11 protein-coding genes and 2 pseudogenes are annotated in these 14,823 nt (G+C 34.5%); 1 reads left to right on the forward strand and 12 read right to left on the reverse strand.

All coding sequences use genetic code 11. From position 1 onward, the window contains the following. Window positions 1-233 precede the first annotated feature (233 nt). Window positions 234-995, forward strand: coding sequence for a hypothetical protein (locus tag bpSLO_RS07180; protein ID WP_083253466.1), 762 nt, complete (start codon window positions 234-236; stop codon window positions 993-995). 274 nt (window positions 996-1,269) lie between these two features. On the opposite strand, the gene bpSLO_RS07185 is transcribed toward bpSLO_RS07180, so the two are convergent. The 12 genes and pseudogenes from bpSLO_RS07185 to bpSLO_RS07240 all read right to left on the reverse strand — a co-directional run bounded on the left by bpSLO_RS07185 (window position 1,270) and on the right by bpSLO_RS07240 (window position 14,803). Continuing rightward, the gene (locus bpSLO_RS07185; RefSeq protein ID WP_051480053.1) at window positions 1,270-2,316 is read right to left on the reverse strand and encodes a variable large family protein; all 1,047 of its coding nucleotides are present in this window, start codon (window positions 2,314-2,316) and stop codon (window positions 1,270-1,272) included. A gap of 113 nt (window positions 2,317-2,429) precedes the next feature. Next, window positions 2,430-3,491, reverse strand: coding sequence for a variable large family protein (locus tag bpSLO_RS07190; RefSeq protein WP_246990108.1), 1,062 nt, complete (start codon window positions 3,489-3,491; stop codon window positions 2,430-2,432). Between the two features lie 218 nt (window positions 3,492-3,709). Then, the gene (bdr, locus tag bpSLO_RS07195) at window positions 3,710-4,231 is read right to left on the reverse strand and encodes a Bdr family repetitive protein (protein ID WP_025407669.1); all 522 of its coding nucleotides are present in this window, start codon (window positions 4,229-4,231) and stop codon (window positions 3,710-3,712) included. Window positions 4,232-4,767: 536 nt separating this feature from the next. Beyond that, a complete protein-coding gene (locus tag bpSLO_RS07200; protein WP_432432500.1) occupies window positions 4,768-5,805 on the reverse strand; it encodes a variable large family protein in 1,038 nt (345 codons plus the stop codon). Window positions 5,806-5,928: 123 nt separating this feature from the next. Next, the gene (locus bpSLO_RS07205; RefSeq protein WP_246990119.1) at window positions 5,929-6,981 is read right to left on the reverse strand and encodes a variable large family protein; all 1,053 of its coding nucleotides are present in this window, start codon (window positions 6,979-6,981) and stop codon (window positions 5,929-5,931) included. A 113-nt stretch (window positions 6,982-7,094) separates the two neighbouring features. Beyond that, window positions 7,095-8,186 carry a variable large family protein gene (locus bpSLO_RS07210; protein ID WP_246990117.1) on the reverse strand — a complete coding sequence of 364 codons (1,092 nt, stop codon included), beginning with the start codon at window positions 8,184-8,186 and terminating at the stop codon, window positions 7,095-7,097. Window positions 8,187-8,304: 118 nt separating this feature from the next. After that, window positions 8,305-9,348, reverse strand: coding sequence for a variable large family protein (locus bpSLO_RS07215; RefSeq protein ID WP_246990173.1), 1,044 nt, complete (start codon window positions 9,346-9,348; stop codon window positions 8,305-8,307). A 125-nt stretch (window positions 9,349-9,473) separates the two neighbouring features. Further along, a pseudogene (locus tag bpSLO_RS07220) lies at window positions 9,474-10,487 on the reverse strand (variable large family protein); the annotation flags it as partial. Between the two features lie 256 nt (window positions 10,488-10,743). After that, window positions 10,744-11,385: a Vsp/OspC family lipoprotein gene (locus bpSLO_RS07225; RefSeq protein WP_246990192.1), complete on the reverse strand. Its 642-nt coding sequence runs from the start codon at window positions 11,383-11,385 to the stop codon at window positions 10,744-10,746. A 116-nt stretch (window positions 11,386-11,501) separates the two neighbouring features. Then, on the reverse strand, window positions 11,502-12,551 hold the full coding sequence (locus bpSLO_RS07230; RefSeq protein ID WP_246990174.1) for a variable large family protein: 1,050 nt from the start codon (window positions 12,549-12,551) through the stop codon (window positions 11,502-11,504). Between the two features lie 91 nt (window positions 12,552-12,642). Further along, a pseudogene (locus bpSLO_RS07235) lies at window positions 12,643-13,650 on the reverse strand (variable large family protein); the annotation flags it as partial. A gap of 103 nt (window positions 13,651-13,753) precedes the next feature. Next, entirely contained in the window at window positions 13,754-14,803 is a 1,050-nt protein-coding gene (locus tag bpSLO_RS07240; protein ID WP_432432507.1) for a variable large family protein, read from the reverse strand. Window positions 14,804-14,823: the final 20 nt, after the last annotated feature.

Raw genomic sequence — 14,823 nt, forward strand, 5'->3', positions numbered from 1 at the left:
ATTATAATTTGTTAATAGTATAGAATGTTTATCCATTTATATAACTCATAAGTTTCCACATATAACTCATAAGTTTGCTACTAAAAATTAATAGTTTACACAAAAAACTCATAAGTTTAATTTACCTTTTTATACAAAATTAATAGTTTGCATAAAAAACTCAATAGTTGCTTTAAAAAAATATATAGTTACCTCCCTCTTTGCTAGATTAATAGTATTATATTTATATATATATGTTCTCTCTAAAAAATTTATTTACTAATAATATACCTTATATCCCTATTCATAAAATTAATCCTGATGAATTTATTCTCATTAGTAATTATCTTATTCTCTCTTCTAGCACTATTCACAATTTACTCGGCATTATTATGGCTTCCGGCATACCTTTAACACATCTAAAAGATCCTTTTATCAAAATATTTTATACTTTTAATAACAATATTATTACTTATACATTAAGTAATGGTCTACAGTTTCAACAATATTCTTTACTCGAACCCAATGTTATTGCTACTTCCATTATTAAAAATTTAAATAAAAATATTTTATCTTCTATTCATGCATACAAAATTAACTACATCGCTAAAAATATATTCAACTTCTCTATCACTACAAAACATATAATTTCTATCTACTCTTTGATTGCTAAGTCTAAAATTACCTTCAATAATATCTATTACAATAATACTCATCTCAATATCCTATTAGATAATCAACCTTGTATACTAGACTTATACGAAAAAATAAACTATATTAAGTCTTTTAACAGACTAAAACTTAATAAAAATAACCTAGATCTATTTAAAAACCATACTAATAAAACTCTCTCTACTATTGCTTCTCTGGTTGAATCTTTCTTCCTTGATCAAACATCAAACAAAAACCTACATACCCTCAAATCTTATATTAATCTACACCTCAAACAACTTGGTATACCTTATAAATCTACTAATAGATTGCAAAAACTACTATTATCTCATATATTTTTGTAATTATACATTGTACATTTTTGTGACATCTCTTTAAAAAAAATACATAAAAGAAAATAAATTTGTTCACTCAGCAGCAACTATGTACAAATTGATAATAATATATTGCTTGTACTATTGTAATGAAAACCTAAAAAAATTTTTTCGACCCCCTAGCTTAATATCAATTAGTAAAAACTAACTTCATACTCAGTATCACTAAAGATACTGAGTATTTAGATAAAAAAGCAGGAATTCCTGCTTGTAAAAACTTATTCCAATGAATAACCACACTATATTAATTTGTAGGTTTTACTACACTACTGGAATCTTCTTTTATGCAATCATCAACATCTTTTAAACATTTATCAACTGTTCTTCTTACAATAGATACTATCTCATTTACAGTTTTACCAACTACTCCTATTAATACTGCATTCACTGCTTGTCCTGGTGCATGAGTAGCAACAGTTGCTAATTTACCATCCTTTGCCATTGCTCTCAATGCTAAACCTGCTGCTATTGCTGATGCATTTGTTTTAATATCATCATGAGCATTTGTATCATCTTTAGTAGCAACTGCAATGTCATAAGCATTTGTTGCTGCACTAATATTACCTGCTTGCTTACTTGTATCCTTAGCTGCTTCAATTGCTGCTAATATATCTGCACCACTAGCTGCAATTACTGCTCTCCTGGCTCCACTTAGTGCCTTGGCATCACCACCAACATCACCAGTGCCTTTAAATAACTTTGCAATCTCTTTAGAATCCTCAATCTGCTTATTAGCATTTCCTTTTGGCTCAGTATCAGCTTCCTTTGCTGCTTCATAAATTAAGTTAATCCCTTCAACAAGACCCTTAACGCTTGCTGTATTTGCTGGTGCTGCATCCTCAGTATCACCAACATTACCACCAACTTTACCATTAGCACTACCAGTAGCATCCTTAATTTTACTTGCTCCTTCAACTATCTTTCTTAAAGTATCAATTGCCTTATTAATTGTACTTTCAGCTTTATCTTTTATTAAATTAAACTGCTCATTTCCCTTTAGCTCTTCTAACTTATCTTTAGCTATTTTCACTGCTTCTCCAACCTTACCCAATCGTTCTCCTACTGCTTTTTTAGTTGTATCTGCAGTAAGACCAAATGCTTCTTTTAGTAAATTTCCAAAAGAAACAAAAGCATCCAAAAATAATTGTCTTGAGCTTGCAATTACTTCACTTAAACTTCCAGTCCCTTTCTCTGAACCAGTCTTCCCAGCATCAGCAGCCTGTTGTCCACTTCCACAGCTAAGAAGTAAAAATAAAGTCATTAATAACGCACTTAAAGTAATTCTTTTCATTATCACGTGCCTCCTTTTTTACTCAAGGGGGTAAGATATAGATAAAAGGAAAACAATTCTCATGAAAAGAAAAGTTTCCCTCAAATGACTTTATTTAGTTATGTATATTGTTATTAATTCTGATTATTAACTTTTGTTTCAGGGATCTGATTATCAGTAGTTACAGGAGTATCAGTAGAATTAAATTTCATAGCATCTTTAACTTCCTTAAGTCCCACGTCAATAGTATCTCTTATTGCAATAGTTAATGTACTTAACGCCTTAGTAACAGCACTTACTGCTGCATTCTCCACTGCTTTCTTTGCATCAACACTAGCAGCATCACTAGGACCAGCAAATTTACCACCTTTAGCCATAGACCTTAAAACTACAGCACCTGCTATAGTTGCATCTTTAGGGATAGCACCAGCATTCCCAGTTGTTTCTTTAGCTAGCTTAGCAGCATCACCACTTTCTTTAACCATAGTTTTTAAGATATCAGCACCAGTTACTGCTCCAACAGCTTTTGCTGCATCAGCAGCTGATTTTTTTGCATTCTCAGCAGTGCCAACATTAGCAGTAGCAAATAATTTACCTGCTTCACCATCCCCAGCAGCAGCGGTTCTTGCAGTAGAACCATCACTAGCCTTTTTATCATCCCCCGCCTCAGGATTTCCTTCTTTAAGTACTACACCTACAATCTTTCCAATTCCTTCACTAAGAGACTTAACTGAAGCTTCTTCACCAGCAGCACCTGCATTTTGGTCAGCAACATTAGCTATTGGATTACTATCAGAACCAATAGCTTCACTAGCAGTCTTAGCCCCTTGGATTATTTTATCAAGAGTATTAGTAATTAAAGCTTTGACAGCGGTATCAGTAGCCTCTGAATTAGGATTATTCTCAGATTTCATGTCAGCAACAATTTTATTAAGCTTATCCTTAATGCCTTGTACAACATCATGGACTTTCTTAAAGTAAGCTGCAACATCAGACTTTTTAGTATTAGTATTAAACCCTAAAACCCCTCCAACCATATCAGAAAGGGAAGTAAAAACATTTAAGAAGTCATTACTTAAACTAATAATAGATTTCAAGAATCTACTCTGAGGATCCTCAGCCTTAGTACTGCCACTCCCACAACCAAGAAGTAAAAATAAAGTCATTAATAATGCACTTAAAGTAATTCTTTTCATTATCACGTGCCTCATTTTTTACTCAACTCAGGAGGGTAAGATAGTTAACAAGCTTTGAACAAAATAACAAAGCTAAAACATAAATATTGTAACCTTACAGATACTGTGTGTGATTCAACAATAAATAAAATTGATTGTTACTAACAAATAATTAAATAATTTTTGTAAAAAAATAATTGACAGAAAGTCATTTAAAGAAGGAAGATAATTAAATAAATTTACTTTACTAATAATGACATTAATGCTAAAAATATTCCTATATTAAGGGTAATAAGGGTACCAAACATCCAATTATGTAATCTTGATGTACTATCAAACTTAATTTTATTAATTTCCATATCTTTTCTAACAAGAAAAACCTCATTGCTCACAGATGCAATATCAGATTTTAACTCACTTTTAACGTTGTCAATCTTATTATCAAGTTCATTAAATTTAGTATCTATTTTGCTATCAAGTTCATTGAATTTAGTATCTATCTTAGTGTTAAGATTATTCTCAACTGTATCTATTTTGTTATCAAGTTCAGTCTTGACAGATTTAATTTCAGCTTGTAAAAGAGCTTCAACCTTTTCAAGTTTTATATCAAAGTTTTCTTTTAAGAATTCAATATCTTTATAAGTCAGTTCATTACGATAGTACCTGTAAGATAAATCAATAGCAATATCTCTCTTAATACCGGCTTTAGTAAGTTCAGCTATAACCATTTGCTGTGTAATTACTGGTTGAGCAAGTCCCATAAAAAACTCCTTATGTAATTATTATATAATATCTTAAGTATTACAGGAACCTTATCTTAGTAAAATGGGCTTTAAGAAAACGGGGATCCAAAGTCAATAACATATATGATGCTTACATGCTATCTAATGAATCATCATCACTCTTACCATCTCCTTTGTACTTATAAATATCAGATATAGCTGACTTACTTGAATAATCCATAATACTGTAATTCTAGTAAATTTATTACTTATAGGTTTAATTGGTACAAGCTTAACTTATGACTCATACCTGCTCTAAGGTTAAGAAAGGTTTTAGTCACATTCCCATGACCAAAAACGTTATCCCTATCTTTAACATATAGTGTTAGGCCAATTTTCTTTAGTTTATAAAAAAGCTCAAATGCAATCTTACCATCAATCCGTTGTTGAATGATTGCTGTCAATACTATTTAAACCTGAATTATTAGATATAGATAAAGGAAAACAATTCTTATGAAAAGAAGAGTTTTCCTAAAATGACTTTATTTAGTTATGTATATTGTTATTAATTCTAATTATTGACCTTTAGTTTCAGAAAATTGCCTATCAGTAGTTACAGGAGTATCAATAGAATTAAATTTCATAGCATCTTTAACTTCTTTAAGTCCCACGTCAATAGTATTTCTTATTGCAATAGTTAAAGTACCCAATGCCTTAGTTACTGCACTTGTTGCTGCTCCCTCTATTGTTTTTTTTGCATCATTAGCATTGTTACCATTAGCAAATTTACCATCCTTTGCCATGGCTCTTAAAGCTATACCCCCTGCAATAGTTCCATCTTTAGCATTAGCTGCAACACCAGCAATAGCGGCAGAATTTTTAGCTAGTTTAGCAGCATCACCATTATCTTTAACCATGGCTTTCAAGATGTCAGCGCCAGTTACAGCACCAACAGCTTTAGCAGCATCAGCAGCTGCTTTTTTATCATCTCCAGCAGCACCAGTACTACCATCAAACAATTTACCTGCTCCATCATTATTTCTTACATTAAGCTCCTCAGCTTTTTTATTATCACCAGCATCAGCATTTCCTACATCTTTAAGAACCACATCTACTATACTTTTAATTCCATTTATTAACTTATCAACCCCAGTCCCTGCAACACCAGCAGCATTGGCAGCAGCAACATTAGCAAGCGAGTCACTAGCATCAGAACCAATAGCCTCACTAGCAGTTTTAGCTCCATCAATTATTTTATCAAGAGTATTAGTAATTAGAGCTTTGACAGCGGTATCAGTAGCCTCTGAATTAGGATTATTATCAGATTTCATATCAGCAACAATTTTCTCAAGGGATGTCTTAGTAGATGAAACAGTGTCATGAACAGTTTTAAAGTAAGCTGCAACATCAGACTTTTTAGTATTAGTATTAAACCCTAAAACCCCTCCAACCATATCAGAAAGGGAAGTAAAAACATTTAAGAAGTCATTACCTAAACTAATAACTGACTTTAAGAATCTACTCTGAGGATCCTCAGCCTTAGTACTACCACTACCACAGCTAAGAAGTAAAAATAAAGTCATTAATAACGCACAAAAAGTAATTCTTTTCATTATCACGTGCCTCCCTATCATTCAAAGAGGCAAGATATAGGTAAAAGGAAAACAGTTCTTATAAAAAGAAGAGTTTTCCTCAAATGACTTTATTTAGTTATGTTGATTAATAATTATTTATTGTTACTGTCCACTAGTTGCTGTTTCTGCGGGTGTAGTAGCTTCTACAGATTTATCTTCTTGTGTAACTGTAGCAAGAGCTGCACTTATTGTCTTTAAACCACTATCAACAGTATTCCTAATAGCAATAATAAGGGTACTTAAAGTCTTACCAACAGCACTAGCAGCTGCACCATTAACTGCATGAGCTGATTTCTCTTCATTTTGTTTAGCAGCAAATTTACCACCCTTTGCCATTGCTCGCAGTGCTATACCCGCAGCAATAACTGCATCTTTCTTTGCTGATTCTATTGTAATCTCTTTAGCGGCTTCTGCCTTAGCAGCAGCAATCTCAGCAGCATTCTTTGCTGTCTCAACTTTAATCTCACCAGTACCAGCCTCAGCAGAGCTAGCAATAGCTTGTAATATGTCAGCCCCAGTTACTGCACCAATTGAAGCACTAGCAGCTGCTGCATGTGCTTCTGTTCCATCAGCGTCTTTAGTCCCAAACAATTTACCAATTGACTTTTTCTCAGCTTCGGCAGTTTTAGTAACTCCTGCATTTCCCTCATTTGATTTTAAAACTATCCCGACAATTTCTTTAATTCCTTTAACTAGTGAGTTGACACTTGTAGCATCTGCTGCTACAGCATCTTGATTGTGTACAGCATTACCAATAGCATCGCTACCAATAGCTCCTGTTGCTGCTGTCTTAGCCCCTTCTGCGATCTTGTCTAATGTTCCTGTGATAAAAGTATCAACGACTGATTTAAGTTTCAAGTAATTTCCATTTTTTGCAACTTCATCTTGTAATTTCTTTTTAACAGATGTCATAGTCTCTGCAATTTTAGTGAAATAAGCTCCAATATCTTCCTTTTTAGTGTCAGCCTTAATACCAAAAGCGCCAGCAAGCATATCAGAAAGAGAAGTAAAAACATCTAAGAACCCTTTACCTAAATTAGCAATAGAAGTTAAGAAAGTGGTTTTAGGATCTTCCGTCTTAGTACTACCACTACCACAACTCAGAAGTAAAAATAAAGTCATTAATAACGCACAAAAAGTAATTCTTTTCATTATCACGTGCCTCCTTATTAACTCAAGGGGGCAAGATATAGCTAAAAGGAAAACAGTTCTCATAAAGAGAAAAGTTTTCCTCAAATGACTTTATTTAGATTATTTAAATAGATAATTTATTTAGCAGCAGCCGGTTGAGTAGTAGAACTAGCTTCAGCTGATTCAGTAGTAGTTTCAGAGTACTGTATTCCCTTAACAGCTTCTCTTATCTTATCTAGATTGCTTGATACTGTTTTTCTAATTATAAAATCAAGAACTCCTAATACCTTATTTACAGCCGTTACAGCTGCTGATTTAACTGCTTCAGTATCTGCAGCATTAGCACTGAATTTACCACCTTTAGTCATAGCCTTAAGAGCAACAGCAGCTGCTAGATCTGCGTTACTCTTTGCGCCAGCTCCTGCATCTGCATTATTATTAGAAGCAGCTAGTGCTCCTGCTTCATTATCCGTACCAGCATTAAGCTTAGCAGCAGCAGTAGCCTTAGCATTCTTAATCTTGTCAATCATAGCCCATGGATCTGCTTTAGATACTTCAACTGCTAACTTATCACCAGCTCCAGCAGAAGCCTTGGCAGTATGCCCTCCAAGTACAGCAATAGCATCAGTAGCATTAGCAGCTACAGCTATCTGATTACCAACATTTCCGGGTTTGATTTCTATGCCAGATTTCTTTGCTACTTCAATAATTGAACTTACACTTTTAATTATAGTATCAACGCCAACCTCTTCAGCTGCAGCAGGAGGATTATCAACATTATCACCAATAGAAGAACTATCATTAGTTATACTAGCCATTTTGGTTACAGAGTCAATTAGCTTTGCAATAACGTCACTAGCACTGTTAATTGCATCTTCAACTAATTTAATTGTGCTGCTATTAGCATTTTTTGCTTCAGATATTTCATCTGATAGCTCTTTTAATTTCCCATTAGTATCTACCAAACCTTTTTTTATTTTCCCAAAGTGTTCACCAACTTTACTTTTCTGGTCACCCGATTTAACAGCTGTAAATCCCAAAGCATCCCCAATAGCATTACCAAAGACGCCAAAAATCTCGTAAAACCCATGTCCTATCTTAACTAATGAATCTAAGAAAGTATTCTTACTCTCAGCAGCCAATTTCTCAGCTTGAAGTTGTCCACTGCCACAACTAAGAAGCAAAAATAAAGTCATTAATAACGCACAAAAAGTAATTCTTTTCATTATCACGTGCCTCCTTTTTTACTCAAGGGGGTAAGATATAGATAAAAGGAAAACAATTCTTATAAAAAGAAAAGTTTTCCTCAAATGACTTTATTTAGTTATGTTTATTGATAATTATTTATTATTGCCCACTATCTGCTGCGCCTACAGGTGTAGTAGAATCTAAAGATTTATCTTCTTGTGTAACTGTAGCAAAAGCTGCATTTATTGTTTTCAATCCACTATCAACAGTATTTCTTATTGCTATTATTAGAGTACTTAATGTCTTACCAACAGCACTAGCTGCTGCCCCATTAACTGAATGAGCAGATTTCTCTTCATTCTTAGCAGCAAATTTACCACCCTTAGCCATTGCTCGCAGTGCAATACCAGCTGCAACAACTGCGTCCTTTTGGTCTGCTTTTAAATCTTTAGTATCTTCTTTCTTGGCAGCAGCAATCTCAGCAGCATTCTTTGCTGTCTCAATTTTAATCTCATCAGCACCAGCCTCCTCAGACTTAGCAATAGCTTGTAATATATCAGCTCCACTTACAGCGCCAATAGATGCATTTGCTGCAGCAGCTTGTGCTTCTGTTCCATCATTATCTTTGCCACCAAATAACTTACCAATTGATTTTTTCTCAGTATCTGCAGTCTTAGTAGCCTCTGCATTCCCTTCATTGTTTTTTAAAACAATATCAACCATTGTCTTAATCCCTTTAACAATAGAATTTACTGCTGTTTTATCAGCCGGTGCAGCATCCTGACCAGTAGTAGGAGCACTACCAATCTTATCGTCACTAGTAGCCCCTTTAGCCGCTTCTTTAGCTCCTTCAGCGATCTTGTCTAGTGTGTTAGTGATAAACTTATCAACTACTTCTTTTATCTTTACATAATTGCCATTCTTAGCAACTTCTGTCTGTAATTTCTCTTTAACTGATGTCATAGTATTTGCAATATCAGTAAAATACTTCCCTACTTCACTCTTTTTAGTCTCAGCTTTAATGCCAAAAATACCAGTAACCATGTCAGAAAAGGAAGTAAAAACATCTAAGAACCCTTTACCTAAATTAGCAATAGAAGTTAAGAATGTGGTTTTAGGATCTTCCACCTTAGCACTACCACTACCACAACTAAGCAGTAAAAATAAAGTCATTAATAATGCACTTAAAGTAATTCTTTTCATTATCACGTGCCTCCTTATTAATCAGGGGGGCAAGATATAGATAAAAGGAAAACAATTCTTATGAAGAGAGAAAAGTTTTCCTCAAATGACTTTATTTAGTTATGTTTATTAATAATTCTTTATTGTTACTGTCCACTAGCTGTTGATTCTGCAGGTGTAGTAGCCTCTGCGGTTTTATCTTCTTGTGTAACTGTAGCAAGTGTTTCACTTATTGTCTTTAAACCATTATCAACAGTATTTCTTATTGCAAGCATAAGAGTGCCAAGTGTCTTTGAGACTGCACTAGCTGCTGCACTATTAACCGTACTAACAGCTTCATTCTCATTATTTTTAATAGAAAACTTACCACCCTTAGCCATTGCTCGCAGTGCAATACCCGCAGCAATAACTGCATCTTTCTTGGCTTCTGCCTCTTTAATTTCTTTCTTGTTGTTAACAGCCGGAGCAATAGCAATCTCTGCTGCATCTGTAGCTTTTTCAATGCCATCAGTACTATCAGCTTTAGGATTTTCTTTAGATTTAGTTATAGCTTGCAATATATCAGCCCAAGTTACAGCGCCAATAGATGCATTTGCTGCAGCAGCTTGTGCTTCTGTTCCATCATCCTTTTTACCAAGCAACTTACCAATTGATTTTTGCTCTGTGTTACCAGTCTTAGTAGCACCTGCATTTCCCTCACCATCTTTCAAAACTACACCAACAATTTCTTTAAATCCTTTAACGAGTGCATTGACACTTATATCGTCTGCGGGTGCAGCCTCCTGGTCTTTAACAGCATTACCAATAGCAGCATCAGTAGTAGCTCCTGTTGCTGCTGTTTTAGCCCCTGAAGCAATTTTATCTAATGTGTTAGTGATAAATGTATCAACAACAGATTTAATTTTTGAGTAATTCCCATTCTTAGCAACTTCATCTTGTAATTTCTTTTTAACTGTGTTCATAGTTTTTTCAATAGAAGTGAAATACTTACCAATATCAGATTTCTTAGTATCAGACTTAATACCAAAAGCACCAGTAATCATATCACTAAGAGAAGTAAAAACATCTAAGAACCCTTTACCTAAATTAGCAATAGAAGTTAAGAATGTGGTTTTAGGATCTTCCGTCTTAGTACTGCCACTGCCACAACTAAGAAGTAAAAATAAGCAATCTAAATTATTATTAAGAGATAAACCAAGATAAAATCAATGCATAAATATAAGTCTAAAAGATAAAAGTAATTAAAGAAATCTAAAGAAGTATAATAAAGAAGTAAAGCAAGTAAAGATATGAATAAAGAAACAAAATAAGCTAAGAGAAGCATACTCTTAGCTTATTATTTATAGACTTTATTTTATCAGATAATTACGATTGATTAAAAAGTAATCTTATAATAATAAATTAACTTGTTTACCCTTAGTTAGATTGAGCAGAAGATGCTGACTTAGCAGGGGTTGAAAGCTCTTTAATTGCAGCTGTTACTGCATCTTCAGCAGATGTTAACAACTCATCTATTGCTGTGTTTAGTTTAACAAGTTCTTCCTTACCCTTACCCCCAGTAGCATCACTCTTATCTATGGCATTTTTTACATGAGCATCACTAGCAGTGTCTTTACCAAGATCAGAATTCTGGCCTTTTATTTTGGTCAAAAATGCTGCACTTTCAGTCTTAGTAGCATTAACCTTTGCCTTTAAATCACTAGAGAGCCCAACTTTGCCTAATGTTCCTAATTTAGTATCCACAGCTTCTATAACACTATATACTCCTGCAATTAAAGAACCATTATGATTAGCATCAGCAGCAAGTCCATTAGCATCAATCTTTTTCCCAATAGCTTTAGCGAGTTCGTCAATGGATTTAACTAAAGTATGAACGTCTTTAACATTTTTTGCAAAAGCGACAGCCTCTTTTATGTTATTAGTTATTTTAGCTAAATCAATAACAGTTCCATCAGATTTAGCCGCTTGTCCATCTTTAGGAGAAGAAGCTGAATTATTACAAGACATGAGTAAAAATAAAGTCATTAATAACGCACAAAAAGTAATTCTTTTCATTATCACGTGCCTCCTTTTTACTTCAGGAAGGCAAGATATAGGTAAAAGGAAAACAATTCTTATGAAAAGAAGGGTTTTCCTAAAATGACTTTATTTAGTTATGTTTTATTGATAATTATTTATTGTTGTTGTCCACTAGCTGCTGCGTCTGTAGGTGAAGTAGAATCTGCAGCTTTATCTTCTTGTTTAACGGCAGCTAGTGCTTCACTTATTGTTTTTAATCCACTATCAACAGTATTTCTTATTGCTATTATTAGAGTACTCAAAGTCTTACCTATTGCATTAGCAGCAACCCCTTTAGCTGCTTCAGCTTCAGTTTTATTTGCAGCAGTATCCTTAACAATAAATTTACCATCCTTAGCCATAGCTCGCAGTGCAATACCAGCAGCAATAACAACGTCTTTCTTTGCGGAATCCCCAAGTTGATCATCATTATCAGTAGAAGTACCCTTAGCTAAAGCCAGAGCAGCTGCATCCTTAGCCTCACTAACTTTACCATCTTTAGTAGCATCAGCATTAGCAGAAGCAATAGCTTTTAGAATGTCAGCCCCAGTTACTGCCCCAATTGATGCACTAGCAGCCGCTACATGTTTCTCTTCAGCACCACCATCAGCACTATCATTTTTAGCCCCAAATAACTTACCAATATCTTTCTTATCAGCATCAACAGGCTTAGTTTTATCTGCTTTTGGATCCCCTTCTTTTAAAACCAAATCAACAATAGTTTTAATCCCTTTAACAAGATTCTTTATACTCTCTGCATCAGTAGTAGCCCCAACAGCATTAGCCTTTACAACCTCACCAATAGCTCCACCAGTAGCCCCTTTAGCAGCTTCTTTAGCCCCTTCTGCGATCTTGTCTAATGTGCCTATGATAAAAGTATCAACAACTGATTTAAGTTTTGAGTAATTTCCATTATTAGCAACTTCTGCTTGCAATTTCTTTTTAACTGTGTTCATAGTGTTTTCAATATCACTAAAGTATTTCCCTATATCAGATTTCTTAGTGTCAGCCTTAATACCAAAAGCACCAGTAATCATATCAGAAAGGGAAGTAAAAACATCTAAGAACCCTTTACCTAAATTAGCAATAGAGTTTAAGAATAAGGTCTTAGGATCTTCCACCTTAGCACTACCACTGCCACAGCTCATAAGTAAAAATAAAGTCATCAGTATAATACAAATAAAAGGAAAACAATTCTTATGAAGAGAAGAGTTTTCCTAAAATGACTTTATTTAGTAGATTATTTAATTAGATAATTTATTTAGTAGTAACAGGTTGAGTAGTACTAACTTCAGTTGATTCAGTAGTAGTCTCAGAGTACTGTATTCCTTTAACTGCTTCTCTTACTTTATCTAGATTACTTGATACTGTTTTCCTAATTATAAAATTAAGTACTCCTAATACCTTATTTACAGCACTTATAGCAGCAGCTTTAACTGCTTCAGCATCTGCATTATCAGCTCTAAATTTACCACCCTTAATCATAGCCTTAAGAGCAACAGCAGCTGCTAGGTCAGCATTGGTTTTAGCACCATAGTTATTATCATTAGCATTAGCATTAGAAGCAGCTAGTGTTCCAGCTTCATTATTATTGCTTTGAGCAAGGGTAGCAGGATCAGTAGCGGTAGCATTCTTAATCTTATCAATCATTGCCCATGGATCTGCTTTAGCAACTTCAGCTGCTAGCTTATCACCAGCTCCAGCGCCTGCAGCTGCATTATTATGACCACTCAGTACAGCAGGGGCAGCAGTATTAGCAGCAGCTGTTATCTGCCCACCAGCATCTCCAGCTTCAATCTTTACTCCAGACTTCTCTGTTGCTTCAACAATTTCTTTAACTCCTGCAATAATAGCTTCAACTCCATCCTTTTCAGCACCAGCAGCAGCATTATTATCATTATGACCAATTGGGTTATCATCTTTAGTTGCATCAGCAAGTTTAGTTAGAGCGGCAATTAGTTGTTCAAAGACATCACTAGCACTGCCCATTGCACCCTTAACAGCTTCAATTGTGCTGCTATTAGCATTTTTTGCTTCAGATATTTCACCTGACAACTCTTTTAACTTATCCTTAGTATCACCTAAACCTTTTTTTATTTTCTCAAAGTGTTCACCAACTTTACTTTTCTTATCACCAGATTTAACTACTGTAAGTCCAAAAGCGTCTCCAATAGCATTACCAAAAATGCCAAAAATCTCTTGAAATCCTTGACCTATTTTGATAAATGAATCAAAGAACGAAATTCTAGATTTAGCAGCCAATTTAACTTCTTAAAGTTAATTACAACAATATAGAAGGCATCTTAGATATCGATCTAAGATGCCTTCTAATCTTACTTTTAAGTAATTAATCTAATTATTTATCTTATTACTGACCTTCTGGTTTTGTAGCTCTTGCTTTATCTATTTCTCCTTTTGCTTTTTCAAGAACATTCTTTACTGTCTTCTTAATTACATCCTCTACTGCTTTCAATAGTTTGTTTGCTGCTGTTACTCCTATTTTTTGTACTTCTCCTTGTCCTCCTGCACTATTAGCTGCTGCTCCTGCTGATAATTTACCTGTCTTAACCAATGAGCGCAGTGCTATCCCTCCTGCAACCGCTGCTGCTTTTGGAGTATGTGCATTTGATACATGATTATTTGTTCCTCCTTTTGCAAACTTTAATGCACTTGTGTTGACATCTGCATTACTTGAAACACCTGCTACCGCATCATTTTCTTGTGATTCAATTATTGATTTTAAAATTTCCTCACCACTTACTGCTGCTAATATTACTGCTGCTTTAGCTACATCTCCTGCTGCTGGATTCCCACCACTTGTAGCTAATATCTTAGCACCATCCTTATTATCTGCGCCTCCATTTGCTTGTAATGTAGTAGTTCCTTCTTTTAATGCTTGAACACCTACATCTGTTGCAGCTTTTACTATTTCTTTCAATGCATTGTATGCTTTCTTTAACTCAACATCATCTGGTGTTGTACCTTGCCCAGCAGCACTTGCTGCATCACCCACTAAATTAGAATCACCTACTTGACCTAAAGACTCTAAATGACCTTTTAATGTACTTAAAGTAGTCTTAGCAGTATCAACTGCTTCTTTAATTACCTTGTTTAGACCACCTTTATCAACATCTGTTTCCGAATCTTTTACTACTTGTTCTAACTCTGCTGATGCTTTTCCAAGCTTGTCACCTAGACTTTTAAAATAAGCTCCTACATCCTCTTTCTTTGTAGTTGATTTAGCAGTAAAGCCTAATGTATCTGAGAGTAACTCTAAAAAAGAATAAAAAGCATTCTCAGCACTTCTACCTACCTCCATTAGGACTTCGCTTAAACTTCTCTCTCCTGTTGATGCTGCACCATCAATCTTATCGTCACCAGCAGCCCCTTTAGCAGCTTCCTTTGCTCCTGCAGCAATCTTATCTAATGTCTCAGTAA

It is taken from the genome of Borrelia parkeri (assembly GCF_023035815.1).
Taxonomy (GTDB): domain Bacteria; phylum Spirochaetota; class Spirochaetia; order Borreliales; family Borreliaceae; genus Borrelia; species Borrelia parkeri.